Raw genomic sequence first — 23,648 nt, 5'->3', positions numbered from 1 at the left:
GCCTTCGCCGGGCTTTTTATTGTTCACTCTTTAGCGAGTTGGGTAGAGGTGAGCAAAGTTGTCCACCTGCTTTTCCCAGATTGGTGGTGTACCAATATGTGCCTGCACCGCAGAAATAAACTCTCTAACCAGCGCCGTTTGCTTACGATGGGGGTACAGAGCATATAGGGCCAGGCCGCGATTACATAGAGTGTAATGCGTCAGGATCGGTTTCAGATTCATCTCGGCAACTGGGCGGTATAGGTTGGAGGATGAAATCATGGCATAGCCAAGCCCATCTTGGACGGCCGCCAATAAAGTCAGCACATCATTGACCTTGTATTTACCCGTCATTTTGTGATTTATGAAGGTACTGCCACCCGGAGCTTCGCTAATACGTGCCGTATCTACGGTTAATGGCCCATTACTATAGACGACAGAAGGCAAGCTCATTAGCTCGTCCGGCGTCTGAGGTTCTCCGTGCTGCTCGATAAAGCTTTCAGACGCCAGAATCACCGGCCTGATATCAGCGATTTTCTTCGCAATCAAACTCGAATCTTCTAGCCGACCAAGACGAAACGCGACATCAAAGTGATCAGAAATAATATCTGAACGTTTATCATCCATTTGCAGGTTAATTTCCACCTCAGGATAACTGCGCATAAATTGCGTAATCACGGGCTGAAGGTAGTGCTGACCAATATGCAGAGGGGCGGTAATACGTATGCGCCCTTTCGGCCTTGCCTGATAAGAGTCTGCGATGGAGTGAACATGCCCTAAAGTCCCAACCAGATTATGGGCCTGCTCGAGAATTTCTTCACCCGCTGGCGTTAGGGAAAAGGAGCGCGTTGAGCGATTAAGAAGCTGCACGCCTAGTTCTACTTCCAGTTTTTTGATCTGTTTTGACAACGATGAATTGTCCATATTGTGCAAGGTCGCAGCTTTAGTAAAAGAGCCTTGCTGCACCACATCAATAAACAGCGCTAACTGGTTAACCAAGGACATCCACCTCTCCTATTTTTGCGCCCTTTGCCACTGCACTAACCATTTGTCTAAATGGTTAGCAAATTGCTGTCGATCCGCTTGGTTTAGCGGTGCTGGGCCGCCTGTTTGGACACCACTACTGCGCATGGTTTCCATAAAATCACGAATATTAAGGCGTGATTTTATATTCTCTTTGGTGAACTGCTCCCCACGAGAACTCAACACGTGGCCGCCTTTGGTGATGATCTCATCGGCCAATGGGATATCGCTGGTGATAACCAGATCGCCAGCTTCACAGCGCTGAACAATCTCATTATCTGCGACGTCAAAGCCAGCCTGAACTTGTAGCATGGTGACTTTTGGAGAAGCAGGAGTACGGATAAACTGGTTAGCCACTAGAGTGACTTCCACGCCAGTGCGCTCAGAGGCTCGAAAAAGAATGTCTCTGATAACTACCGGACAGGCGTCTGCATCAACCCAAATTTTCATCTATTACTTTCCTAAATCTGCAATTGGCGCCATTACACCGCAAAAGCGCCTTGCTGAATAGCCTTATTTGAATTTCACCGCGGTACCACTGACGCTCACCATCATCATGCTGCCGCCACTGCCAATCACTTCGTAATCAATGTCGATGCCGACGATGCCATCGGCACCCAGCTCACGTGCTCGCTCTTCCATTTCAGCAAAGGCTATCTCACGAGCTCGGCCCATCTCTCTTTCATAGGCGCCAGAGCGGCCACCGACGACATCTCGAATTGCGCCGAACATATCTTTGAAAATGTTAGCTCCTAAAATAGCTTCACCGACCACAACGCCCAAATAATCTTGTACAGGTCGCCCTTCAACTACTGAAGTCGTTGTTTTAATCATCATCTTTCTCCTTTTGATAGACTGTTATCCATATTAGCAGTGGGTTTAGTCAAACACTGCGCTCACAAACTAATCTTGCTACAAGGTTAACTTCGGCTGAATAAAGTCGATAAACGCGGAGATTCGCCGTGCTACTGCTGAAGATTTGTAGTACACAGCACTCACCTGCTCTCGACCGGTATCAAGACGTTTGGCATCATCAAGCAAAGATACCAGCCTACCTTGTTTAATATCTTCGCGAACCATAAAGCCAGACAAACAGGCAATACCATTAGATGCCAATGCCAACTGCCGAACCGTTTCACCATTACTCGACGTGATATCTGGCTCTATGGGATCAACTCCTTTTAGCGGCCATTGGTTAAGCACTTTAGGTGATGTAAAACCTATCAATTGATGCGACTGTAATTCTGACGTTGTGCGGGGCGCACCAGAAGATTCCAGATACTGGGGAGAAGCTACGATGAAGAGCTCACTTTTACCTAGTGGACGTGCATGCAATGTTGAATCTTTTAGTTGTCCGATACGGATAGCGACATCGGTGCGCTGCTCGAGCAAATCAACAAAACCTTCGTTAGAGGTTATTTCCAACTCAATCTCTGGATAAGTATCTTTGAATGACTGTATCAGCGGTACAAGCTGATGGAAAACAAATGGACTGGCGGCATCCACTCGTAACTTGCCTCTTGGACGTTCGCTTCCAGAAATCAGATCTTCTTCAGCCTGATGAATAATGTGAAGGCCCTTACGCACAGAGTCAACAAAAGTCCGACCTTCTTGGGTTAACTCTACCCGCCTTGTTGTTCGGTTCAATATTGAAACACCCAGCTGTTTCTCCACCTTGCTTACCGCACGTGAAATTCTGGCAACTTGTATGTTTAACATTTCAGCTGCCGCTGAAAACCCGCCGCTATCGACAACCGCGAGTAGCATTTCTAACTCACCTGAACGTGTGCGCATGTCTTCGTCCATTAAATTCAATTACCTTTATTTATAGCAAAAGTAATTTGATAAAATCACCATTTTTAACAAATAAAAGATTTTCAATAATGGCAGCCACGACATCATTATTGGAATTTATTATGCCAATTGCACTTTTTGCTTTAACCCTCAGTGCCTTTGCTATCGGCACTACTGAGTTTGTTATCGTCGGATTGATTCCGACCATGGCAAGCGACCTTGCAGTATCCCTACCTTCCGCTGGCTTATTGGTTAGCTTATATGCGCTTGGCGTGGCAATTGGAGCTCCCGTCATAACTGCGCTTACTGGCAACTGGCCAAGAAAAAAGGTCCTATTGTCCGTAATGAGCTTGTTTGTTTTAGGGAATGTACTCGCGTGGCAAGCTCCGAGTTATGAAACTCTGATCATCGCTCGTATCCTGACCGGACTGGCTCATGGTGTTTTCTTTTCCATCGGTTCTACTGTTGCTACAGGACTGGTCAGCAAAGAAAAAGCCGCCAGCGCTATCGCGATCATGTTTACAGGCCTTACCGTTGCTTTGGTCACCGGTGTTCCTCTTGGCACCTATATCGGGCAAGTATTTGGATGGCAGGCGACATTTCTCACCGTGGCTATTCTTGGCGTCATTGCCTTGCTTGGCAGTGCCCTGTTAATCCCTGCCAACCTCAAACAGCCACCAGCAACCAAAATTTCAGCCCAGCTAAAGGTTCTTACTGAACCTAGGTTGCTACTGGTTTATGCGATTACGGCACTTGGATATGGAGGCACTTTTACTGCTTTCACTTATCTCGCCCCTATACTGGAAAACGTTTCTGGATTTAGCTCTGGGACCATAGGGTTAATCATGTTGGTGTATGGTGTTTCCGTTGCCATTGGTAATATCTGGGGAGGCAAAATGGCCGATAAACTTGGACCTGTCAAAGCACTGACCGCCATTTTTATAGGTCTTGCGATGATACTGCTTGTCTTCAACCTTGCTGCTTACCATCCTATTAGTGCTGTTATTACGATTCTAATCTGGGGGGCATTCGCCTTTGGTAACGTCCCTGGGTTGCAAGTTTACGTGGTTAATCTGGCAGAAAAACATACGCCTGATGCGGTTGATGTCGCCTCTGGACTTAACATAGCGGCGTTTAACGTCGGCATCGCTTTAGGCTCATGGGGAGGAGGATTAATCGTTGCACAGCATGGCCTAATGAATACACCTTGGGTCGGCGCTTTGATTGTCATCATTGCCCTACTTCTCACACAATTCAGCGGTTTGCTCGATAAGCGTAAAGCAACATGTCAGGGCGCAGAAGTAAACTAAAGTCGCTGATCCAGAGTTTATCTCGTTCAATTACTTCAATTTTAGAGTGCTGCTCTTGGCAGCACTCACATCGACGTCTAGCTGTGCGCTGCTGCTGGTTTCGCTGATCTTGATATCCGAGACAGATAGCTCAAACTCATTCGACTCTGGAGCATCACTACAGCCAGACAATGCAAAAACGGCAAGCACTACGACAACACCGTGTACGACTTTCCTTATCATGAGTTACCTCCGTTCCGTTGTGGTATCGCAACTCGCCAGCCCTGTAGGGCACTCTTTGAATTGATAGGTGATGACCAGATGTGTATCACCCGCGCTCAATTGCAAAGGAGTGGATAGAGTGAATTCAAGCTGACCGTCATCTTGAAGGTAGATACCACTGGCAAGCAGGGTATCACCCTCGCCATTCGCATCGGTATCTTGATAAAGCGCAACTAGACTTAAATCAGTTTGCTCATTCAAATCACCCGATGAGGATATTTGTAAGCTATCCAATTGGGCTCCTGCCAAACTGGCTGTGACTTTCAAGCGCAATACCACTTGTTCTTGATCGTTACGACTAAAGGTATTGGCGTTATTACTCACCACCGCGATGCTGACTTCTGGCGTCGTCGAAGCGACAGCGATACCACCTGGGTCGCTGACAATACCATTGACCTTACCATCGGCATCATTAGGGCCACCATCTTCAATCGTGAGCTGAATACAGTCATCCCCTTGATTCAAACCGTTTTTAAAGCTGACATTGCCCGGCGCGGGGCAATCGTCACTCACGCTCGCCGCACTGGCAAGCGCATTGTTTGCATCCTCAACAAACGTAAACCACCCTTTTGACTCAATGTACTTACGATAAATCGCGTTGGCGGGAATAGCAGAACTCAGTCGCAGTACAATCTGCGCGGAAGCGGCCAGTCGAAGTTGCTGCACTTCAAAGTCAAACAAGCCGCTTGGATACTGATAATCCCCATCCTGCTGCTGCTCACTGAGATTGTAATGATCAACAATGTTATCCATGGAAACACCTATAAAATCTTGACCATTAACGTAAGGAACATCGCCCAGAACAAACAACAAGCCAGTCTCGGTGTAAGCCAAATGGTGGACAGAATCTGAATAAATTTGTGATGAGCTTGAGATAGAGTCAAGGTAGTCGGGAATACCATTTCCATTACTGTCGCCGAAGCCTTCGCTCAGATCATCGTTCCCATCCCCATCACTGTCTGTTAACGCACTCAAGGTCGGCAGTGTCGAGCGAATACTAATTTCCCTGCTAATAGTGACCGTTGTCCCAACAGGATCGGTCACCACAACACTCACCTCATGGCTACCGACATGTCCTTGAGGATCAAAGCTGAAGGTTTCGCTATTGAGGCCTTCACTAGGATCAAGTTCAACGTCTGTTTGACTCCAGACAAAACTGTAACCCGCAGTGCTACTCGCACTGTCCACTTGGGCCCTCAGCACCGCTGTTCCTTGATCTGCAAAAAATACGGAAACTGAACCACTTCCCTGGCTCAAGACAATACGAGAACTCAAAGCTGCGTCATCCAAGATATCAAAACTGACGTTCACATCATTCGCCGCTTCGTAGTTGGTATCTCCTGACTGACTCGCGACTATAGTACATGTGCCTGATGCGACTAGCGTCACCACAGCGTTTGTCACAGTACATATGGCTGATGTTGAGGAGGAAAAGCTGACGGAAAGCCCAGAGGTTGCTGTCGCGCTGATAGCCAGAGTGCTGGCCGATAAAGCTTGAGGGCTGATTGCAGCAAAGTTGATAGTCTGGTTGGTCTTATCGGCATTGTCTCCGATACCATCTCCATCAGTATCTTTGGTCTCTGAAGCATCCAATGGAAAGGCATCATTAACGTCATCAACACCGTCACCATCATCATCCGTGTCAGTGTTATTCCCTATACCATCCCCGTCAGTATCGAGCGTTTCTGATGCGTCGAGTGGGAAAGCATCACTGCTGTCATTGACGCCATCGCCATCGTCGTCCGTGTCGGCATTATTACCTGTGCCGTCACCATCCGTATCAAGAGTTTCTGAAGCATCGAGTGGGAAGGCATCACTGCTGTCATCAACACCATCGCCGTCATCATCTGTGTCGGCGTTGTTGCCCGTACCATCTCCATCCGTATCGAGTGTTTCAGAGGCGTCGAGCGGGAAGGCATCACTACTGTCATTAACACCGTCGCCATCGTCGTCCGTGTCAGCGTTGTTGCCCGTACCATCCCCATCCGTATCGAGGGTTTCTGAAGCGTCGAGCGGGAAAGCATCGCTGCTGTCATTAACGCCGTCGCCATCGTCATCTGTATCAACAAGATCACTAATACCATCACCATCGGTATCAAGGTCATTAATCAACTTTATGAACAGCGCCTGCTCAGTGGTATCTGTCATCTCCGCATAGCCAGCAATCACGATATCATTGTCACTGTCCAGCACCATATCTCTGGTAATGAACCTATCGTTACCTGGGTCGAGTTTGATCTGACCATTGTCACCAAAATATGTATCTAAGCTCCCGTCACTCTTCAAACGAGCAACATGAAGATCGCCATTTGAATCATAGCCAGAAACAACAATGCGCCCATCGCTGCTTTTCACAAGATCAGCGGTCTGCAGCGTCTGGTTGAGCGTCTGTATCCCCCCATCACCAAAGCTTTCAGCAATATCGCCATCCTCATCCATAGCGATGATTTGCGACGCAGAATTGGCAAAAAGAATTTTGTTGTCTACAGTGCCTAACATGGCATAAATGGTGCCAAACACGCTGGGGTTAAGGCCTGTTGCTCCTAAATGAACAAAGCTGGTATCGACGCTGCCATCCGTTTTGTTTATTCGAACCAGATAGCGAGAGCCATTGTTTTGCTGAAGAATAGTGAACAGGTAGTTAGCCGTTTCGGCAACCGCCACTGATGTTACGGCGAAAAAGCCCGTTGGTCGAACATCCGCAGACCCAGCAGTACCAAAGCTGGTATCCACCGTCAGATCACTTTTAAAGCGAGTGAAATAGATTGTTGAGATGGGCACGCTGCCATTAGTGCTGCCAACCACAAAACCACCATCACTGAGCGGTAATATCCCAATCGGAAACTGAGCAGGTAGAGTATAGATACCAGAAGAAAAGGCACTGGTCAGGCTGCCGGTCGAGTCTATATTGACCAACCTAGCTTCAGAAGAGTTACCCTCTCGGCTTATCGCCACATAACTACCATCGTTAGCGACGAAGACATTGCCAAGAATTTCATTACAGCCAGTTGTGCAGGAAGTCGAACTGAATTGAAGCTTACCGTCACCATCAAAGCTTGTGTTGAGCGTTCCATCTGAGTTGACCGAGATAACCGTGCCAAACTGGCCACTAAATCCCCCTGCATTAATCTCATTTTGACCCGCAGCAATAATCCCATCTGTCGACGTCACATCCACTCCATTTTGATAGGTATAGTCTTCATTCGCTTCAGTAGTGGTGACCAACCAACCCTGGCTATTGAAACTAAGATCCCAGTCACCGGCATCATTCGTATCAGCGTTATTCCCTGTGCCATCACTATCGATGTCGAACGATTCACTGGCATCATTGACGAACGCATCCAACTGGTCGATCACGCCATCTCCGTCGGTATCATTATCAATGTAAAATGACAGTGTGACCCTATTAGCGGCGTTATTGTTACTGTCACCCGCTTGGTCAGCATAGACAGTACACAGACCGTTGGTCACAAAGCTCAAAGTGGTGCCAGAAACAGTACAGACACTGGTCGTATTAGAGCCAAATGTGACACTTAAATTGGCCGTGGTCACTGCCGATAATGTTAATGAGCTATCTGCCAGATTTTGCGGGCCGGGGTTAGGGAAGAGAATACTTTGCGTATCTTTAGCTATCGTGGTGGACTGCGAGACATCCGGTGCTGGATCGTAAGTACCATCACCAGCCTGTGAAGCAACAATAGTACAGGTTCCGGTAGCACCAATCGCAACATAAGGGCCTGAAATCGTACAGACAGAAGGCGTGGAAGAGGCAAAACTGACCGTTAAACCAGAGGTTGCCGTTGCGCTGATGGCAAATCTTGTATCCCCCACATCATAGCTACCCGTCAGCGTAAAATCTATTGTTTGGCTAAGCCCTGCCATAGCAAATAGTGGCAAGAAATAAAGGCTAAACCCAAAGCCAAAGTATCGCCTTTTTCTGCACCTGCCCTTCATTCACTAAATCCCTGTATTATCTGGATACGGAATACATAGCTAATATCTGACTATTAGCTAAATCGCTTCCATTCCATGTATAGACATATCTATTAATAATAGTCGATAAACAGGGCTAGCATTTAGGCGTACGTTCTTGAAATACCGAAAGAGTTCTTATTCTTTGTTTGGCGATAGAGCACTTGGAATGACTTTAACATTCAACTCATTGGGTAGGTGATCTTTATTGGTGTAAATACTCTCAAAGTGAGCAAGAGGCGCAACCTTGATAGCAGTAGTGCGCTCCCATTTAGTGGCATCAGCTACCAGCCAAGTTTGGCGACTGTTGCGCATGATGGATTGAGATAAGTCCGATTCTAACTGCTCGTGCTCCATTGCGAAGTGACTGCTGGTCACCGATGCGCAACCGCATAGGCCGATATCGGCTTCAAAGCCCTCGAAGAAGTGAACTACACTACTTCCCACCAGATCTTGATGCTCACGGCGAAACAGGCCGCCAGCAAGGTAGACTTCAATGTTCTGATTGGCTTCTAAGATTTTCGCGACTTGCAGGTTGTTGGTAACGACGCGCAAAGTAGTTTTCCCCAATAGAAACTGAGCAATGCGCGTAACCGTAGTACCAATACCAATCATCACGGTCGCACCATCAGGAATGGCTTCCGCGACCGCCATGGCGATGTCATCTTTGGTGGTCGACTCCACCTCAGAACGAAAGCGATAGCTGGTGTTTGTTAAGGTAGCAGGCAAACTGACCCCACCGTGAACTCGACGCGCTAGCCCTTGCTCGCACAAATTGTTTACATCGCGCCGAATGGTTTGCGTGGTCACTGAAAACAACTCGGCCAACTGGTCGATCTGAACATCCTGATCCACTTTAAGGGTCGCGAGAATCTGTTTTTGGCGTTGGTTCAGTTCCATAGTTCCTACTAAAATTCGTTTGGCTTATCCGTGATGATGTAATCCACACCCAAATCGTAAAACGCCTGTGCTTTGTCTGGTGCATTCAACGTCCAGATCTTTAACACCAAACCCGCGTTTTTAATCGACTTCGCAATCTTAGCATCAAGAATTTTGTGATCAATGTGGATACTGAACAAGTCCAAGTCTTGCAACGACTCTAGGCTAAAATCATTCCACACTTCGCAGATGAATCCACGTCTTACTTCCGGTATCTGCGCTTGGCAAATGGCCAGTGCCTCTTTGCTAAAACTCGAGAAAAGCAGCTTGTCCAACGGGTAGTTGTTCTGCTTCACTACCTTAACCACTTGCTCGACCAGAGTGTCGATGGTTTTGTCATCATAGGTTTTCAACTCAAGGTTCAGCGTGAGCCCGAGTTCGACACATTTATCCAACGCCTCTTCGAGAGTGGGAATGGATATTCCTTCGAACGATGCACCGAACCAACTCCCTGCATCGAGTGCTTTAAGCGCCTTAGTATCAAGGTCTGATACTTTACCTTTGCCGTTGGTACAACGATCAACCGTCTTATCGTGAATGATAACTGGAACGTTGTCTGCGCTGAGTTGGGTGTCGATTTCTACCCATAGGGCACCTGACTTAGCAGCGTGTTCAATGCTCACCAAAGTATTCTCTGGTGCTAACGATGCCGCACCGCGATGGCCTGTAATCATAGTGTACCCTCAATGTTCATTTGAAAACCAAGCGACAATAGATTGGTTTTATTACAGTTTTATTATTTATAACGATCTATCCTTTAATTTAGCTGAAAAACGACATCAGCGGCAATGGCTGATGTTGCTAAACAATTGTGAGATCTCATTCAAAATATGTTCATATTAATAATGATAATGTTCATATGAGTGTAATAATTCACTCGCATACTCTACAAATATTACATATCACTCTCTAATTTTTATAAAACAGCCATCAATAAGGTACTGACAAATGAAAAAGCTATTAGGTGCGGTAATTACAGCGGCAGCGCTACTTTTAGTAGGTTGTGGTGAATCGAAAAAGCCTGAAGCTGAGGCGACTGCTGATCCAATCAACATCAACATGAGCCTGGTATTTACGCAAAATGAGTTACTGACTAAGGAGCTCATTAAAGCGACAGACAAAATTCGTGAACGTACTGACGGTTCAGTGAACATCAAAGTATTCCCAGGCGGGCAGCTACCTGTATACAAAGATAACCTAGAGCAGGTTGTGAACGGTGCAAACTGGATCGCGGTCGAAGATTTAACCTACCTAGGTGACTACGTGCCAGACTTCGCGGCGCTTGCTGGACCGATGCTTTACAACACGTACGATGAATACCTAGCAATGATGGACACAGAGTTTGTCGCTGGGCTAAAAGCGAAAGCAGAAGAAAAAGGCATTAAAGTACTGAATGCAGATTACATGTTCGGCTTCCGCCACATGATCACCAACAAAGAGATCGTGAACTCTGCAGATATGAAAGGCATGCGTATTCGCGTACCACAGAGCCAACTGTTCATTAGCACGCTATCTGCGATGGGCGCAGCACCAGCTTCTCTGCCATTCCCAGAAACTTACGCGGGTGTTCAGCAAGGTGTGGTTGACGGTCTGGAAGGTTCTATTCTGACGATGTACTCGACTAAGATCTATGAAGTTGCGAAGAACATGTCACTCACCAAGCACTTCCTTGGCACAGTCGGCATCTACATCTCTCCTAAGCTATGGGACAAGTTCACTCCAGAGCAGCAGCAAATCATTAACGAAGAACTGGAAGCGGGCGCGATTTCAAACACTTCTGAGCTGGTCAAGCTTGATACGGAATACACTCAAAAGCTGGAAGAACTCGGCGTAACGTTTAACGAAGTCAACTCTGAAGAGTTCAACCAGCTAACGGCTGATGTCTACAACCAGTTCCCTGAATGGAGCGAAGGCATCCACGCTAAGATCATGCAAGAGCTAGAAACGATTCGTGCAGCTCAATAACTCACAAAACACTAACTAACCTAGATGCGGCTTGATGTTTTTCAGGCCGCATTGTTCGTAAATTATCTATGGTTAATAGGTAGTTTGCCGGAGAAGATTTTTTGTTTTTACTAAGAAATATTGAAGAGATCCTCGCTTCGATTGCTATTTCAATCACGGTACTGGTTGTGATTGTGAACGTGGTTTTACGTTACGGGTTTGGCTTTGTCGTCCCTTGGAGCGAAGAGCTGTCTGTAATCTGCTTTATCTGGGCGGTGTACTTAGGTATCAGCTCTTGTTACAAGCATAAGCTGCATATGGGCGTCGACGTCATGGTCGCTATGCTGCCAAGCAAAGCGAAACCTGCATTTAAGCTCGGTGTGTCCGTGTTCTTACTGGCCCTCAATATCTTGATGGCGATTCTGAGCTATCAATACCTGATGCTTTCTAACAAAGTCACGCCTGTAATGGGCCTGTCGTACTTCGCCATTAACGGCGTACTGGTGCTTTGTTTTGTTCTTATGGCTATTCACACAGTGAAGTTCATTGTGGATGACGTCGCGTTACTTAAGCGTTCACATAAATAGGTTCTGTCGATGGAAAGCTATCTGCCAATCATCATTCTATTTGTCCTTTTTCTGCTCAATATTCCCATTGCTTTTTCACTGATCGCCTCATCGATGGTCTACTTCTTATTCATCAATGATTCGATTCCAGTGAGCTTGGTTATGCAGCGTTTCATCAGCTCCGCTGAATCTTTTCCACTGTTAGCGATACCGTTTTTCATTATGGTCGGTTCGGTCATGAACTACGCTGGGATCAGCCGAAGCTTGCTGGCCTTTGCTGACTCTATGATTGGTCACAAAACAGGTGGCCTGGCGCAGGTTAACGTAGCATTAAGCACATTGATGGGCGGCATCTCAGGCTCTGCTAACGCTGATGCTGCGATGCAGTCGAAAATACTGGCGCCAGAAATGACCAAACGCGGTTATGACCTACCCTTTACCGCAGCGGTAACCGCAGCTTCTTCAAGCATCAGCCCGGTGATTCCGCCGGGTATCAACCTGATCATTTTTGCGTTGCTCGCCAATGTTTCTGTTCACCAGATGTTTATTGCGGGTTATGTACCTGCGCTTCTAATGGCGGCTTCCCTGATGCTGACCATCGCGTTTATCGCCCGCAAACGTAAGTACAAGCCATCTCGTTCGGAGCCTGCAACAGCAAAAGAGCGTTTCCATTACTTCCTGAAAGCCGTGCCTGCATTACTGATTCCTTTCGGCATCATTTTGGGGATGCGCTTTGGTTTGTTTACACCGACAGAAGCAGGTGCGATTGCGGTTCTGCTCTGTATCATCATTGGCGCATTTGTGTATCGCGAGCTTGGCTTCAAACACATTCCAATGATCATGCGTGAAACGGTTCAAGGTACCAGTAGCGTCATGTTCATCATTATTGGTGCCATGGTGTTTGGTTACTATATGACGCTGGAGCAAATCCCACACAATGTGGCCTCAGCGCTGATTGAACTGACAGACAACAAACTGGTATTGCTGCTACTCATTAACGCTCTGCTGTTGGTCGTAGGGATGTTTATTGAAGGTGGCGCGGCGATGATCATCCTCACGCCATTGCTACTGCCAGCCGTACTGAACTTGGGCGTCAACCCAGTTCACTTCGGCATCATTGTCATTGTAAATATCATGATTGGGGGTGTGACACCGCCATTTGGTTCAATGATGTTCACCGTATGTTCCATCCTAAAGGTACGTATGGTTGATTTTGTACGAGAAGTGGCGCCACTACTGTTGGCGCTACTGACGGTGTTGATGCTGCTGACTTTCTCAGAAAGCTTAGTGATGTTTTTGCCGAATTTACTTTAACACGATGTATTGAAAGAATTTTGAGGTGTAGAAATGAATTCGGTGACGAATGATTTAAACCAAAACTGGAAACAGGTCGACTGGGTACTGACGGATGTCGATGACACCCTGACTTGGGAAGGCCGTTTGCCGCCAGAGACCTTAATCGCGCTACAAAAATTAAGAGACTCAGGCAAGAAGGTAGTCGCTGTAACTGGCGCTTGTGCGGGGTGGTGTGACCATATTGCCCAGCTTTGGCCTGTGGATGCCGTATTAGGTGAAAACGGCGCGTTTATTATGGAAAAGAAGGATGGATATCTTACCCTACGATCTGGTGTTCCTCTTGAAGCTATCCGCGACGACCAAACAAAGCTAAAAGAGCAGGTTGAAGACATCCTTCGTGACTACCCAGATTTGTCACTAACGCTGGATCAATCTTATCGTTTATGTGAAGTGGCGATTGATATCGGCCAGAACCGCCCCCGTGTAGACGAAGCCGTGATCGAAGAAATTGTCGCTAAGATTCATGCTTTGGGTGCCCACGCCACCGCCAGCTCGATTCACATCAATGCATGGTATGGCGAGCACTCGAAAAAAGCGACAGCCACGGCATTCCTTACCGAGAAAGGCCTGTCTAGCCAAGAGATCACAACGCGTGCCTGTTATGTCGGTGACTCAATGAACGACCAGCACATGTTTGAAATTATGCCAAACAGTGTTGGGGTCGCGAATATTAAGCACTATTGGGATCGCTTGACGTTTCACCCTTCAGTCCTAATGACGCAGCCAGGTGGCTACGGTTTTGCAGAATTCACACAAAAACTGCTCGCTATAAAATAGCTAAATATCAAAAGCCAATAATGCCGAAACAAACCAAAAGCGCTGACCTGATGTCAGCGCTTTTTAATTCTATCTAGAATGTTTTAAATCAAACGGCTAGCGTATTCGATTTTCAACCAAATCTAAAAACTCATTCCATTAATTTAGGGATTATCATTCTTTTTATGAATAGTAAGCTTTACATCAGGCAACAAAACAACGATTAGGAGAAAGATGATGTCCGCTTATTATTCTGTTCTAGAAGTTACACCAACCGTTCAGGACTGGATACCAGACTATATTGGGCCTGCGAACAAGCTGGTGGCTCAGTATGGAGGAAAATATCTCGCTCGAACGGACAGTCATGAGCGCCTGGAAGGAGATGCTACAGACCCAGCGTTGCGTATTATTATCCAATGGCCTTCACGTCAGGCTGCACTAGACTTTATGAACGATCCGGAATACGTACCTCACCTTGAAGCTCGTAAAGCTGGCTCCGTCAGTCATCATGCATTAATTGAGGCAAAAGACGATCTTGCATGAATTCAACTTGCAACGGATACATTACAAATGAAGAAAGTGATACTAATTACTGGTGCGACAGATGGCATTGGTTTTGAAACAGCAAAGTCTCTGGTTCAGCTCGGACATCATGTTATTGTTCATGGCCGCAGTGAGAGCAAGGCAGAGAACGTCAAAGATCGGCTAGCCAGCCTGAAAGATGGTTACGCCGTGAATACAGTAATCTGTGACCTCTCTAATCTCAATTCCGTCCGTTCAATGGTATCTGAAATCACTGAGAGGTTCGGAAACTTAGATGTGCTGATCAACAATGCTGGCGTGTATGCTACCAGTGAACCAACAACTGAAGCGGGGTTAGACGTCCGATTTGCCGTCAACACACTCGCTCCGTACCTATTAACCAAACAGCTGCTGCCTTCAATGTCATCAACATCTCGGGTGGTCAACCTATCTTCTGCTGCGCAAGCACCAGTCAAACTAGACGCCTTAAAAGGAAATGTAAAAGTTGGTGATGGTGAAGCTTATGCACAAAGCAAACTGGCACTTACCATGTGGTCCCACTATTTAGGCGCACAGAATAAACAATCAGGCCCTATGATTGTATCAGTAAACCCAAAATCGCTACTTGGCAGTAAAATGGTCAAAGAAGCCTACGGAATTGCAGGGGGAGACATCCGCCTTGGTGCTGAAATTCTGGTGCGAGCAGCACTCTCAGATGAATTTGCTAACGCTCATGGGTGTTACTATGACAACGACATCGAATCGTTTTCCAATCCACACCCGGATGCCATGAATACAGAGAAAATTGCAACGATAATTAATACACTAGATTCAATATTAGATAACTAATATTTGTCCCAGTAGGTAGGTTCACCGTAATATTCAACCAGATAGTCGATAAATGCCCGAACTTTTGGCGCTACTTGCCTTGAGCTCGGGTACACCGCCCAGATTGCGGTGTCAGATATTAGAGGATAGTGCTCTAGAACTTCTACCAGTTGCCCAGACTTCAAGTGTTGGTAAACACTCCACGTTGAGTTAATAGAAATTCCTAATCCAGCGACAGTTGCATCCCTCATTACGTCGCCGTTATCAGTTCTCAGCCGTCCACGCGCTTTGATTGCCATTGGGCCAGCAGATGACCTGAAAGACCAGTGGTCCAACCCTGATAGAATCAAACACTGGTGTTTATTAAGCTCTTCAGGGTGTTGTGGTGTTCCATTTTCAGAAATGTAAGTCGGTGAAGCGCACAATACACGTTTGTCGTTAGCTAACCTCCTCGCAACTAATGTAGAATCCTTCAATTCAGCGTTGCGAATAGCGATATCGAAGCCACCGTCAATCAAATCGATAACGGAGTCAGAAAACCTCAGGTCAATCATGATCTCGGGGTATCGCTGCATAAATCCTTTTAACGCTGGTGTAAGGTGCAATCGACCAAATGACGCTGGCGCAGTCACTCTCAAGGTACCTGTTGGGGTAATACTCCCTGCACCGACAGCACTTTTAGCCATATCAACACTCCCCAAAACATCCTCAGCATGGGGCAAAAACGCTTCACCTTCTTGTGTGAGTGACACTTTTCGTGTGGTCCTGTGCACAAGACGGACACCAAGAGCTTTTTCCAGTTTACTGATATGTGAGCTTGCTACTGCTGGAGATAACCCTAGTTCCTGACCAGCCATACTGATGTTATGAGTTGAGGCGAGACGAACAAATAGCTTTAAATGATCAATATTCATGATTACCTGATGAGTTACTTCAAGGTTAAAGTCCACTTACTATCAAACAGATATAGCTGATTTACTAACATAAAAAAAGGGCGACCACGCGCCCTAGCACCGATAGTTATCCACTTACTGATGCGCGCTCACCAAACGTTTATGAAGGACATCCTTCATCACTGCGCGATCATGTTTCATCTTATGCATTTCTTCATCGCTGAGTGGAGAATCCATCAGTTCAAGCTTGCGGATTTCTTTATCCAACGAGTCATAGGACTTCATCTCAGACAGAAAACTGTCATCCATTTTGGCCAATGCACGAATGGTATCTTTGTATTGCGGGAATTCGCTTAATAGAGAGTGATCTTCACCTAGCATAACAACCCCTTTGTTCATCTTGGTGGATTTTACTGGTTAAATTTCATACAAACATAGCACCATTATGTGTCCATATTTGAGATCCAAATCGACAACTTCACTCTGAGATCTAATTCTGACGAAATCTTAACTTTTCCTTCTTAAACCCTTTGTTCATCGGTCGCGCCGAAAATTCCCTGACTCTGCCCAATTAGTCACACCTCTATTCCAGTAGCGTTTGTAGGGATCAATCAAACCAGAATACATGGAGTCAAACATGAAAGAACTCACCCTATCCTCGTCGGTTGGAATTGGCGCGGACAACACACCTGATGATGTGCTCAACGTGCAAAAAGCCCTTAATCAATTGAGCGACAAAATTGGCTTGAGCACACCACTGAAAGAAGATGGCATCATCAGCTCAGAGCTTGGCCAATCGCCAACATGTCAGGCAATCGCCACTATGCAGAAAACTATTCTGGGTTTTCATAATCCTGATAGCCGAATCGATGCTAATGGTAAAAGCCACCGCACACTCAACAAAGAACTGAGCGCAAGTCAAAGTGCGCTGAGCTCGTTATTCTTGCCAGCGATTGAACCTATCAAAGGACTGACTGACGATGACTACAATGATGCAGCTGACTCCCTTGGCTGTGAAGTTGCCGCGATTAAAGCCGTCTCAGATGTTGAATCATCAGGCAGTGGTTTCTTTGAGTCTGGCGCGCCTTGCATCTTGTTCGAAGCGCACCAGTTCTCCAAATACAGTGGCCATCAATTTGATGACTCACACCCTAATATTTCTTCCCCAAAATGGGATCGCTCACTCTATGTAGGTGGTGAAAAAGAGTATGACCGCCTGAAACAAGCTATCGACTTGGATAGAACCGCCGCTCTGAAATCTGCTTCCTTCGGCCGTTACCAAATCATGGGCTTTAACCATCAGGCTGCGGGTTATGACGATGTCGAAACCTTCGTTCGCGACATGTTCTTTGCTGAGCGTCACCACCTGATGGCTTTTGTGAATTTCATCAAATCAAACTCAAAACTGCACGAGGCAATTCAAGCACTCGACTGGCCGACCTTCGCCCGTTACTACAACGGCCCTGGCTACGCGGAAAACCGCTATGACGAAAGACTGGAGTCCGCCTACCAGACTCACTCAGCTTAAACGGCTTGCGCAGGGCGACCTGCGCAGCATTCATTCAGGCGAAGAAAGGAGTCTATTCATGAACAACGTCCAATCTACAACTATCGCCCAATCCTACGACGATTATTATCGCATCGGCCTGTATACCTCTCGCTATCCAAAAGCCAATATCCGAGTTCTAAACACGCTCTTTCAGCATGCGCAATTTCTCGCTCAGGACTCATTAGCACTGGACTATGGGTGCGGAAACGGCCGCTACAGCTATCCAATACTCAAACAGACCAACTTACATCTCTATGGCTTTGATATCAGTGAAATCGCCGTCCAACAAGCGAAGCAAGCAACACAACCATTCTCCGAGCGTGTCGACTGGTTCAGTGACCAAAACCAGCTTCATCAACACGTTGAAGACCGAGATGAGAAATTCCAGCTAGGCATGCTACTTTTCGGTGTCATGAGCCACATTCGAGAGCAGAAAGATCGAGCTAACCTACTGAAATGGTTTTACAAACACATGAAACCCGATGGATCACTGATCTTATCCGTGCCCAATCGGCGACGGCGTTTTCTCACACTGCAATGGCGACAGAGAAATCAACAAAACTTGCCCGGAGATATTCAGTACCAACGCTATCAATCAGGTCGAAAAATACCTCTTTTCTATCATCTTTACACTGTAAACGAGATCAGAGCAGAACTGATTGAAGCAGGGTTTGATATCGAAAAAGTCACTGCAGAAAGCATTTTTCCCGAGCGTTTTGTCATCCAGAACTCCGCCATGGCCTTCTTAGATAACCTGCTGTGCAATCTCCTACCCGCTTCGCTGGGTTACGGCTTACTGGTGGTCGCAAGGAGGCGTGCATGATTCGTTTCTTTACCCTCCTTATAAGTTGTTGTCTATTGTTACCCAGCGTTCAGGCGCAAGATTTACTGAGCAAAATTAAACAATCTGGACGGATTGTAATCGGCGTTAAAGCCGATTACCCACCTTGGGGAATGCTGGACAGCAACAATCAACCTGCTGGTTTTGAACCCGACTTGGCGCAAATGATCGGCCATGCGCTCAATGCAGAAGTGGAATTCAAAACCGTCACTAGTGCCAACCGTTTTCAAAAGCTTAACGAAGGGCAAGTAGATATGCTGATTGCGACTGTCGGTGACTCCATGCAACGTCGACAGCGTGTCCGTATGATCACACCCCACTATTTCCGCAGTGGTGTTACCGCCCTGACTCACAAATCGAACACCGTCGAAAAGTGGACTGACTTAATCGGCAAGCCGGTCTGCCTGACCGCTGGAGCGTATTTCAATAAGTCGCTGGTACAGAACTATCGCATCAAACCAATCATTCTGATGAGTAACCGAGATTCAAAACTGGCGCTATTGACCAACAAATGTCGGGCATGGGCCTATGACAGTGGCATTCTGTTCCACTTATCAAACCAAAAGGAGTGGAGTGACTATAGCGTTGATGTGGAGACCATCATGCCAATCCATTGGTCGATGGTGACTCGTAAAGATACTGCATCGCAATCTTTAGCGAACTGGCTGTCCCGTTTTATCGCTAGCCGTATCAGAGATGGTCGTCTGAAGAGTCTCGCCCAACAGTGGCAGTTGCCAGAACAGGATTACCTTGCTCAGCAACATAAAAACTGGAACTCAGTAGATGAGAATGGCGATGCCGTGTGTCAGGCAGATAGCGACAAGGTCAGCAAGAAAAAGCTCTGCTTTGATACCGTCATATCACTAGGGCAACAAGGGGACCAACAGTTTTGGCCTTTTGACCAGTTCGATACCGAGCGACTTATTCAATCGATGCTTCACACTGCTCTGTTTACTGTGATTTCAATCCTAACCGCCATCGCGCTGGCGTTAGGCTTTACTCAAATGACGATGAGTAGTAAAAACTGGGTCGCCAAACCCATCGCATTTCTCACTCACCTGCAAAGCTCAATTCCACCTATTTTGATGCTCTACCTGATTTACTTCGGCGCGCTGTCTTTTTGGAACGAGCATGGTCAGCACTGGCTATTAAGCGGAGCCAGTGTTGCCTGGCTGGTACTGGCGCTGTACACCGCCTCTGGTATCAACAACCTAGTGACCGCAGATGTGACGTCACCGCTTTCCTTAACTCAAAGCTATCTTCATCACAGTGCTGGGGTCAAAGCTAACTTGGTCAACCTTGCTAAAGCTGCCGGCATGGCGAGTGTTATTGCTTCGCCCAATGCGGTTCTGGTGGTCAACACCTTAGTATCCAGTTCAGGCTACCCCGTTCTGCTCATGACACTTCTGGCTCTTTTTTATTACCTTGAAGTACTGCTGTTTGCCTATCTCGTCGGCAAGCTGTTCACCCGCTATTCCGATTATCTGAAAAGACAAACATCGCCCGACATCAACAACAAAGGAGCGTTGCAATGATTTTATCGGACATGACTTTATGGCTGTCGCTTACCTACTCCTTCAGCCTCAATATTCTTATTGCTATATCAGCGATGACGATAGGTTTTCCTGTCGGAGCTCTGCTGAGTCGCGGAACCAATCACACTCAAACACCAATCAAGTGGCTGGCGAAAGGGGCTCAGTCTTTACTTTGTAATGTCCCCAGTTTCGTGATGCTGTTTTATCTTGCGCTGATCGTCCCCTCACGCTGGGAAATGATGGGCTTTGAAATGTACGTACCCGCACTAGGTAAAGCCATTATCGCTCTGGCGATCCCTGTCATGGGTTACAGCTGTGATTTAGCCACACAAAAACGTACCAGCGGTAAGTCCTTCTCGCTATCAGCAGTGAATCAGTTCTTTCTAGTTATCTTAATGGCCTCCACCACAGCATCAGCCATCGGTGTGGATGAAATACTGGCAACGGCAAACTCATACATTGCGTCTTCTGGCCAAGCCGATGCGATATTGCCGATTTACACCATGGTGGCTTGCTTTTTCATCGTCAGCGGCGCTTTATGTCAGAGCTTTTTGAAGACCTTTATCACGCTCACCGAAAAGCGCCAAAATCGGCACGTTGAAGCGGGGGACGAATCATGATCAAACCTTCCGAACTTCAGTATTACCATTTGCGCTGGATTGCAGCGCTTATCTGGTCTGTTGCGGCCTTTATCACTATCACGCTTTACCAGTTACACGCAGATATTGATACTGACATTCGCCATCACTTGGTCGAACAAAGCCAAGCCGCGACTCAAGCCATCAACAAGCGCTTAGCGGAGTTATCGCAGAAAACGGAACTGTTAGCGGCGGCAATCAACCAAAAGCAACGCGATGATAAAGAACTGCGCCACTTGATCACTCAATCAGTGATGACAACCCAAGGAGCGCACCGAGGTGGTGTGGCCTTTCGTAAGAACCGTTATTCGGATCCTGCCAATCCTTTGTATTCACCCTACTTTCAGAGAAACGGAGACAATCGCCAAAGCCAGCAGATTTCTGAGCGTTACGACTACACCTTGCCAGACAGGATGAACAACGGTCCGCGGACTTTTTGGTTTCATCAGCCAATGTCAAAGGGCAGTATGTGGATGGAGCCGTATTTCGGCACCACGGCCAATACCTGGCTGGCTGAATTCATCGTGCCCTTTGAGTCCAATTATGACGGGCAGATGAATAATGGCTTTGACGGTATCGTCTTCCTCAACTTCTCGCTCAATAGCCTGACCAAGCAAGTCTTGAATCTAGATCTTGGTAGCCAAGGCTTTGGCATGCTGATTTCACGCACAGGTCAGATATTGGCCTACCCGAACAAGTCGGTTCTTGGCAAAGACATATACAGCTTAGACCCTGCCGAGTACCCGCTGCTTGCTTCTATCTCGGAGCAGCTGACTAAGGGGGATCTATCCACTTTTTCTCATCCGGTCACTGGTCGTGAGGAGTGGATGGTACTGAGTAATATCGAAGGACTCGACGCTCAGCTTGGACTCATTATTGATGCAGATGAGCTCAGGACATCAACCACGTCTCACGCTGGGTATCACGACCTGATTTGGTTTCTCAGTATTGCTGGTTTAATCATTTTTGTCGCTTCGCTGCGTTTTCCAGATGCGTCACGTGCCAAATTAAGACGCCTGTTTACTGTATTATCACTGTGCCTATTGTCATACCTGCTCCTGCTTTGGTATCAGGCTTTAGCACCTAAACCACTCAGCAAAGGCGAAGCTCTGTTGGTCAATGAAGAAAGCGCGTACCTCGCTTGGCAAGCCCAATATCCACCGGGGAAAAAAGCCTCTTCGGAGCACATTCATCAAATAAACTTAACCGTTGAGTCACTTGATTTGGTCGAGGCGGATCAGGTCAGTATTGTCGGTAAAATCATCACCTCAGATCAGGCAACCGATGAGCCACCACTGCACATCAATAATTCCCTGAATACCTCTTGGTCTCTGATTCGGGAAAGCGAAGGATTCCAGCTGTGGCAATTTGTCGCTCTCATCAAACAGCCTTTTGATTACGAGTCTTTTCCGTTCGATCGTGAAGTCATTGAGCTGACGATGATCCCGCGGCCAGACTCAGGTTACCTGATGCTGGTACCAGAGTTTGACAGCTACCCTTCCATGCGACCCGAAGACTTACCCGGTATCAGAATGGCTGAACATGATTTTGGCAGCTGGAAACTACTACAAAGTTACTTTAGCTATCAAACTGACAAGCTCTACAATGGCCATCAAACCGTCAATTTGAAGTACAACATGGTCATACAAAGGAGTATTACGGGGCCTTTGATCAGCCATATCATGCCACTGCTGGTCGTGAGCTTTCTTACTTATTGTATGTTGCTTCTTTGGACCAAGGACGAAAAGCAGCAAGCGCTGTGGGGCTTTAACACTGCCACCGTTCTCCAATATTGTGCTTCGTTATTTTTCATCTTGGTCATTGCGCATGTCGCACTTCGTGAAGAGCTGAATGCTCAGGGCGTTATCTTTATCGAATACTTCTATTTCCTCGCTTACCTGCAGATTATTTTCACCTCCATCGGTGCTCTGGCGTACACCACGGAGATGAAAATTCACGCATTGGAATATCAACAAGGGCTGAGGGTTAAACAGTGGTACTGGCCACTACTCCTTATGCTTTCGCTGATTATTACCCTGCTGTTTATCGAAAAATAACCGAGCGTCGATTAGCGGCAATTCTGGTCAGAAATCCCCGAGTATCTTTCGGGGATTTCGCTACATTGGACACGTTAAATGCCTCAATCAACAAGGAGTGACACGTGTCAGTGAATACCCAATACATTCAACAGGAAGTGCTTAAGATCCTCAACCAAATAGCGTCTCCAGAAAAGCTATCTAAAGAGGAGATGGACGAGTGTTGGCAACAACTTAACCAGCTTCAAGTGCTTAGTCAGGTAGAGATTTCATCTCTAGACTTTAAAGGGACCACCTCACCTCTGGACGAGTCGATCACGATTAGAAATCGTGGCGATATGACTGCAGACATTAGTGGCTGGCACATACAGGCAGGTTCGCCAGATCAGCAATATATCTTCCCAGAACATACCTTCCTGTCGCCGTTTGAGTACATCAAAATTGATACATCAGGTAAGTCGGAGCACAGTTTTGGTTCCAATCAACCCGTGTGGAATAATCGAGGCGACCTTGGCACTTTGGTCAACCACCACGGCCAAACGGTTTCAAGCTTCATTTATGGCGATAAAGCTCACCCTCATGCCATCATCAGCCACGTCAATTATGACGGTAAAGAGTTCCGCAGCGAAGGCGATGAGTACGTCGAGATTCACAACACGTCAGAGTATACGGTCGACCTTAGCCAGTGGCGTTTGGAAGCACTGCTCAATGACAATTGCTTTGTGTTTCCTGAAGACACTCAGTTGGCGCCGCTCACTTCCTTACGCGTTTTTACCAATAAAGCGTCACTTGAAGATAACGAGTACAGCTTTAACAGCCCTACAGCGCTTTGGAACAACGACGGCGGCGGCTGCAAACTGATTGATTATCAGGACAGAGAAGTCTCCAGTTACAACTATTAATCAA

23 protein-coding genes are annotated in these 23,648 nt (G+C 46.9%); 13 read left to right on the top strand and 10 right to left on the bottom strand.

Annotated features, from left to right (window positions below):
• Window positions 1-30: 30 nt before the first annotated feature.
• The 4 genes from QMA41_RS11515 to QMA41_RS11500 all read right to left on the bottom strand — a co-directional run bounded on the left by QMA41_RS11515 (window position 31) and on the right by QMA41_RS11500 (window position 2,796).
• Complete coding sequence (locus QMA41_RS11515) at window positions 31-984, bottom strand: LysR family transcriptional regulator (protein ID WP_095663252.1); 954 nt, start codon at window positions 982-984, stop codon at window positions 31-33.
• Window positions 985-993: 9 nt separating this feature from the next.
• Entirely contained in the window at window positions 994-1,452 is a 459-nt protein-coding gene (locus QMA41_RS11510) for a YaiI/YqxD family protein (RefSeq protein WP_006960182.1), read from the bottom strand.
• A 63-nt stretch (window positions 1,453-1,515) separates the two neighbouring features.
• The gene (locus QMA41_RS11505; protein WP_019276990.1) at window positions 1,516-1,836 is read right to left on the bottom strand and encodes a heavy metal-binding domain-containing protein; all 321 of its coding nucleotides are present in this window, start codon (window positions 1,834-1,836) and stop codon (window positions 1,516-1,518) included.
• A 78-nt stretch (window positions 1,837-1,914) separates the two neighbouring features.
• Complete coding sequence (locus QMA41_RS11500; protein ID WP_281629701.1) at window positions 1,915-2,796, bottom strand: LysR substrate-binding domain-containing protein; 882 nt, start codon at window positions 2,794-2,796, stop codon at window positions 1,915-1,917.
• Window positions 2,797-2,918: 122 nt separating this feature from the next.
• Between QMA41_RS11500 and QMA41_RS11495 the strand changes: the two genes are divergently transcribed.
• Entirely contained in the window at window positions 2,919-4,106 is a 1,188-nt protein-coding gene (locus QMA41_RS11495) for an MFS transporter (RefSeq protein ID WP_281629700.1), read from the top strand.
• 30 nt (window positions 4,107-4,136) lie between these two features.
• Here QMA41_RS11495 and QMA41_RS11490 read toward each other — a convergent pair whose 3' ends face one another.
• From QMA41_RS11490 to QMA41_RS11475, 4 genes are all read right to left on the bottom strand, one after another.
• Complete coding sequence (locus tag QMA41_RS11490) at window positions 4,137-4,328, bottom strand: hypothetical protein (protein ID WP_021458235.1); 192 nt, start codon at window positions 4,326-4,328, stop codon at window positions 4,137-4,139.
• 3 nt (window positions 4,329-4,331) lie between these two features.
• Entirely contained in the window at window positions 4,332-8,249 is a 3,918-nt protein-coding gene (locus QMA41_RS11485; protein ID WP_281629744.1) for a choice-of-anchor U domain-containing protein, read from the bottom strand.
• A 228-nt stretch (window positions 8,250-8,477) separates the two neighbouring features.
• Complete coding sequence (locus QMA41_RS11480; protein WP_281629699.1) at window positions 8,478-9,239, bottom strand: DeoR/GlpR family DNA-binding transcription regulator; 762 nt, start codon at window positions 9,237-9,239, stop codon at window positions 8,478-8,480.
• Window positions 9,240-9,247: 8 nt separating this feature from the next.
• On the bottom strand, window positions 9,248-9,952 hold the full coding sequence (locus QMA41_RS11475; protein ID WP_281629698.1) for a glycerophosphodiester phosphodiesterase family protein: 705 nt from the start codon (window positions 9,950-9,952) through the stop codon (window positions 9,248-9,250).
• 274 nt (window positions 9,953-10,226) lie between these two features.
• Between QMA41_RS11475 and QMA41_RS11470 the strand changes: the two genes are divergently transcribed.
• The 6 genes from QMA41_RS11470 (at window position 10,227) to QMA41_RS11445 (ending at window position 15,271) form a co-directional block, all read left to right on the top strand.
• Complete coding sequence (locus QMA41_RS11470) at window positions 10,227-11,243, top strand: C4-dicarboxylate TRAP transporter substrate-binding protein (protein ID WP_006960162.1); 1,017 nt, start codon at window positions 10,227-10,229, stop codon at window positions 11,241-11,243.
• A gap of 101 nt (window positions 11,244-11,344) precedes the next feature.
• Window positions 11,345-11,809, top strand: a complete 465-nt coding sequence (locus QMA41_RS11465) for a TRAP transporter small permease (RefSeq protein ID WP_019277198.1) — start codon at window positions 11,345-11,347, stop codon at window positions 11,807-11,809.
• Window positions 11,810-11,818: 9 nt separating this feature from the next.
• Window positions 11,819-13,102, top strand: a complete 1,284-nt coding sequence (locus tag QMA41_RS11460) for a TRAP transporter large permease (protein WP_006960159.1) — start codon at window positions 11,819-11,821, stop codon at window positions 13,100-13,102.
• A 33-nt stretch (window positions 13,103-13,135) separates the two neighbouring features.
• On the top strand, window positions 13,136-13,921 hold the full coding sequence (locus QMA41_RS11455; protein WP_281629697.1) for an HAD-IIB family hydrolase: 786 nt from the start codon (window positions 13,136-13,138) through the stop codon (window positions 13,919-13,921).
• A 216-nt stretch (window positions 13,922-14,137) separates the two neighbouring features.
• Window positions 14,138-14,443, top strand: a complete 306-nt coding sequence (locus QMA41_RS11450) for a DUF1330 domain-containing protein (protein WP_043010878.1) — start codon at window positions 14,138-14,140, stop codon at window positions 14,441-14,443.
• A 27-nt stretch (window positions 14,444-14,470) separates the two neighbouring features.
• A complete protein-coding gene (locus tag QMA41_RS11445) occupies window positions 14,471-15,271 on the top strand; it encodes an SDR family NAD(P)-dependent oxidoreductase (protein ID WP_281629696.1) in 801 nt (266 codons plus the stop codon).
• Here the strand turns inward: QMA41_RS11445 and QMA41_RS11440 are convergent.
• On the bottom strand, window positions 15,268-16,164 hold the full coding sequence (locus tag QMA41_RS11440; protein ID WP_281629695.1) for a LysR family transcriptional regulator: 897 nt from the start codon (window positions 16,162-16,164) through the stop codon (window positions 15,268-15,270). The two genes, QMA41_RS11445 and QMA41_RS11440, sit on opposite strands and share 4 nt — an antisense overlap.
• 114 nt (window positions 16,165-16,278) lie before the next feature.
• On the bottom strand, window positions 16,279-16,524 hold the full coding sequence (locus tag QMA41_RS11435; protein ID WP_006960152.1) for a DUF465 domain-containing protein: 246 nt from the start codon (window positions 16,522-16,524) through the stop codon (window positions 16,279-16,281).
• Between the two features lie 256 nt (window positions 16,525-16,780).
• On the opposite strand from QMA41_RS11435, the gene QMA41_RS11430 reads away from it, so the two are divergent.
• The 6 genes from QMA41_RS11430 to QMA41_RS11405 all read left to right on the top strand — a co-directional run bounded on the left by QMA41_RS11430 (window position 16,781) and on the right by QMA41_RS11405 (window position 23,644).
• Window positions 16,781-17,671: an N-acetylmuramidase family protein gene (locus QMA41_RS11430; RefSeq protein WP_281629694.1), complete on the top strand. Its 891-nt coding sequence runs from the start codon at window positions 16,781-16,783 to the stop codon at window positions 17,669-17,671.
• Between the two features lie 58 nt (window positions 17,672-17,729).
• Window positions 17,730-18,515: a class I SAM-dependent methyltransferase gene (locus QMA41_RS11425; RefSeq protein WP_040122274.1), complete on the top strand. Its 786-nt coding sequence runs from the start codon at window positions 17,730-17,732 to the stop codon at window positions 18,513-18,515.
• A complete protein-coding gene (locus QMA41_RS11420) occupies window positions 18,512-20,068 on the top strand; it encodes a transporter substrate-binding domain-containing protein (RefSeq protein ID WP_281629693.1) in 1,557 nt (518 codons plus the stop codon). Before QMA41_RS11425 ends, QMA41_RS11420 begins: the two co-directional genes overlap by 4 nt.
• On the top strand, window positions 20,065-20,688 hold the full coding sequence (locus tag QMA41_RS11415) for a hypothetical protein (protein ID WP_021456124.1): 624 nt from the start codon (window positions 20,065-20,067) through the stop codon (window positions 20,686-20,688). The genes QMA41_RS11420 and QMA41_RS11415 overlap by 4 nt, the downstream gene beginning before the upstream one ends.
• Complete coding sequence (locus QMA41_RS11410; protein WP_281629692.1) at window positions 20,685-22,763, top strand: hypothetical protein; 2,079 nt, start codon at window positions 20,685-20,687, stop codon at window positions 22,761-22,763. Before QMA41_RS11415 ends, QMA41_RS11410 begins: the two co-directional genes overlap by 4 nt.
• 104 nt (window positions 22,764-22,867) lie before the next feature.
• The gene (locus QMA41_RS11405; protein ID WP_019277208.1) at window positions 22,868-23,644 is read left to right on the top strand and encodes a lamin tail domain-containing protein; all 777 of its coding nucleotides are present in this window, start codon (window positions 22,868-22,870) and stop codon (window positions 23,642-23,644) included.
• Window positions 23,645-23,648 lie beyond the last annotated feature (4 nt).

The organism is Vibrio sp. St2 (genome assembly GCF_947311885.1).
GTDB lineage: Bacteria > Pseudomonadota > Gammaproteobacteria > Enterobacterales > Vibrionaceae > Vibrio > Vibrio coralliilyticus.
The sequence above is the reverse complement of the archived record's forward strand: the minus strand, read 5'-3'. Positions and strand labels throughout refer to the sequence as shown.

What these genes read in the sequence shown, in the direction of transcription:
- QMA41_RS11515 (WP_095663252.1), bottom strand. Translation starts at nt 984, where the DNA reads ATGTCCTTGGTTAACCAGTTAGCGCTGTTTATTGATGTGGTGCAGCAA.
- QMA41_RS11510 (WP_006960182.1), bottom strand. Translation starts at nt 1,452, where the DNA reads ATGAAAATTTGGGTTGATGCAGACGCCTGTCCGGTAGTTATCAGAGAC.
- QMA41_RS11505 (WP_019276990.1), bottom strand. Translation starts at nt 1,836, where the DNA reads ATGATTAAAACAACGACTTCAGTAGTTGAAGGGCGACCTGTACAAGAT.
- QMA41_RS11500 (WP_281629701.1), bottom strand. Translation starts at nt 2,796, where the DNA reads ATGCGCACACGTTCAGGTGAGTTAGAAATGCTACTCGCGGTTGTCGAT.
- QMA41_RS11495 (WP_281629700.1), top strand. Translation starts at nt 2,919, where the DNA reads ATGCCAATTGCACTTTTTGCTTTAACCCTCAGTGCCTTTGCTATCGGC.
- QMA41_RS11490 (WP_021458235.1), bottom strand. Translation starts at nt 4,328, where the DNA reads ATGATAAGGAAAGTCGTACACGGTGTTGTCGTAGTGCTTGCCGTTTTT.
- QMA41_RS11485 (WP_281629744.1), bottom strand. Translation starts at nt 8,249, where the DNA reads ATGGCAGGGCTTAGCCAAACAATAGATTTTACGCTGACGGGTAGCTAT.
- QMA41_RS11480 (WP_281629699.1), bottom strand. Translation starts at nt 9,239, where the DNA reads ATGGAACTGAACCAACGCCAAAAACAGATTCTCGCGACCCTTAAAGTG.
- QMA41_RS11475 (WP_281629698.1), bottom strand. Translation starts at nt 9,952, where the DNA reads ATGATTACAGGCCATCGCGGTGCGGCATCGTTAGCACCAGAGAATACT.
- QMA41_RS11470 (WP_006960162.1), top strand. Translation starts at nt 10,227, where the DNA reads ATGAAAAAGCTATTAGGTGCGGTAATTACAGCGGCAGCGCTACTTTTA.
- QMA41_RS11460 (WP_006960159.1), top strand. Translation starts at nt 11,819, where the DNA reads ATGGAAAGCTATCTGCCAATCATCATTCTATTTGTCCTTTTTCTGCTC.
- QMA41_RS11455 (WP_281629697.1), top strand. Translation starts at nt 13,136, where the DNA reads ATGAATTCGGTGACGAATGATTTAAACCAAAACTGGAAACAGGTCGAC.
- QMA41_RS11450 (WP_043010878.1), top strand. Translation starts at nt 14,138, where the DNA reads ATGTCCGCTTATTATTCTGTTCTAGAAGTTACACCAACCGTTCAGGAC.
- QMA41_RS11445 (WP_281629696.1), top strand. Translation starts at nt 14,471, where the DNA reads ATGAAGAAAGTGATACTAATTACTGGTGCGACAGATGGCATTGGTTTT.
- QMA41_RS11440 (WP_281629695.1), bottom strand. Translation starts at nt 16,164, where the DNA reads ATGAATATTGATCATTTAAAGCTATTTGTTCGTCTCGCCTCAACTCAT.
- QMA41_RS11435 (WP_006960152.1), bottom strand. Translation starts at nt 16,524, where the DNA reads ATGCTAGGTGAAGATCACTCTCTATTAAGCGAATTCCCGCAATACAAA.
- QMA41_RS11430 (WP_281629694.1), top strand. Translation starts at nt 16,781, where the DNA reads ATGAAAGAACTCACCCTATCCTCGTCGGTTGGAATTGGCGCGGACAAC.
- QMA41_RS11425 (WP_040122274.1), top strand. Translation starts at nt 17,730, where the DNA reads ATGAACAACGTCCAATCTACAACTATCGCCCAATCCTACGACGATTAT.
- QMA41_RS11420 (WP_281629693.1), top strand. Translation starts at nt 18,512, where the DNA reads ATGATTCGTTTCTTTACCCTCCTTATAAGTTGTTGTCTATTGTTACCC.
- QMA41_RS11415 (WP_021456124.1), top strand. Translation starts at nt 20,065, where the DNA reads ATGATTTTATCGGACATGACTTTATGGCTGTCGCTTACCTACTCCTTC.
- QMA41_RS11410 (WP_281629692.1), top strand. Translation starts at nt 20,685, where the DNA reads ATGATCAAACCTTCCGAACTTCAGTATTACCATTTGCGCTGGATTGCA.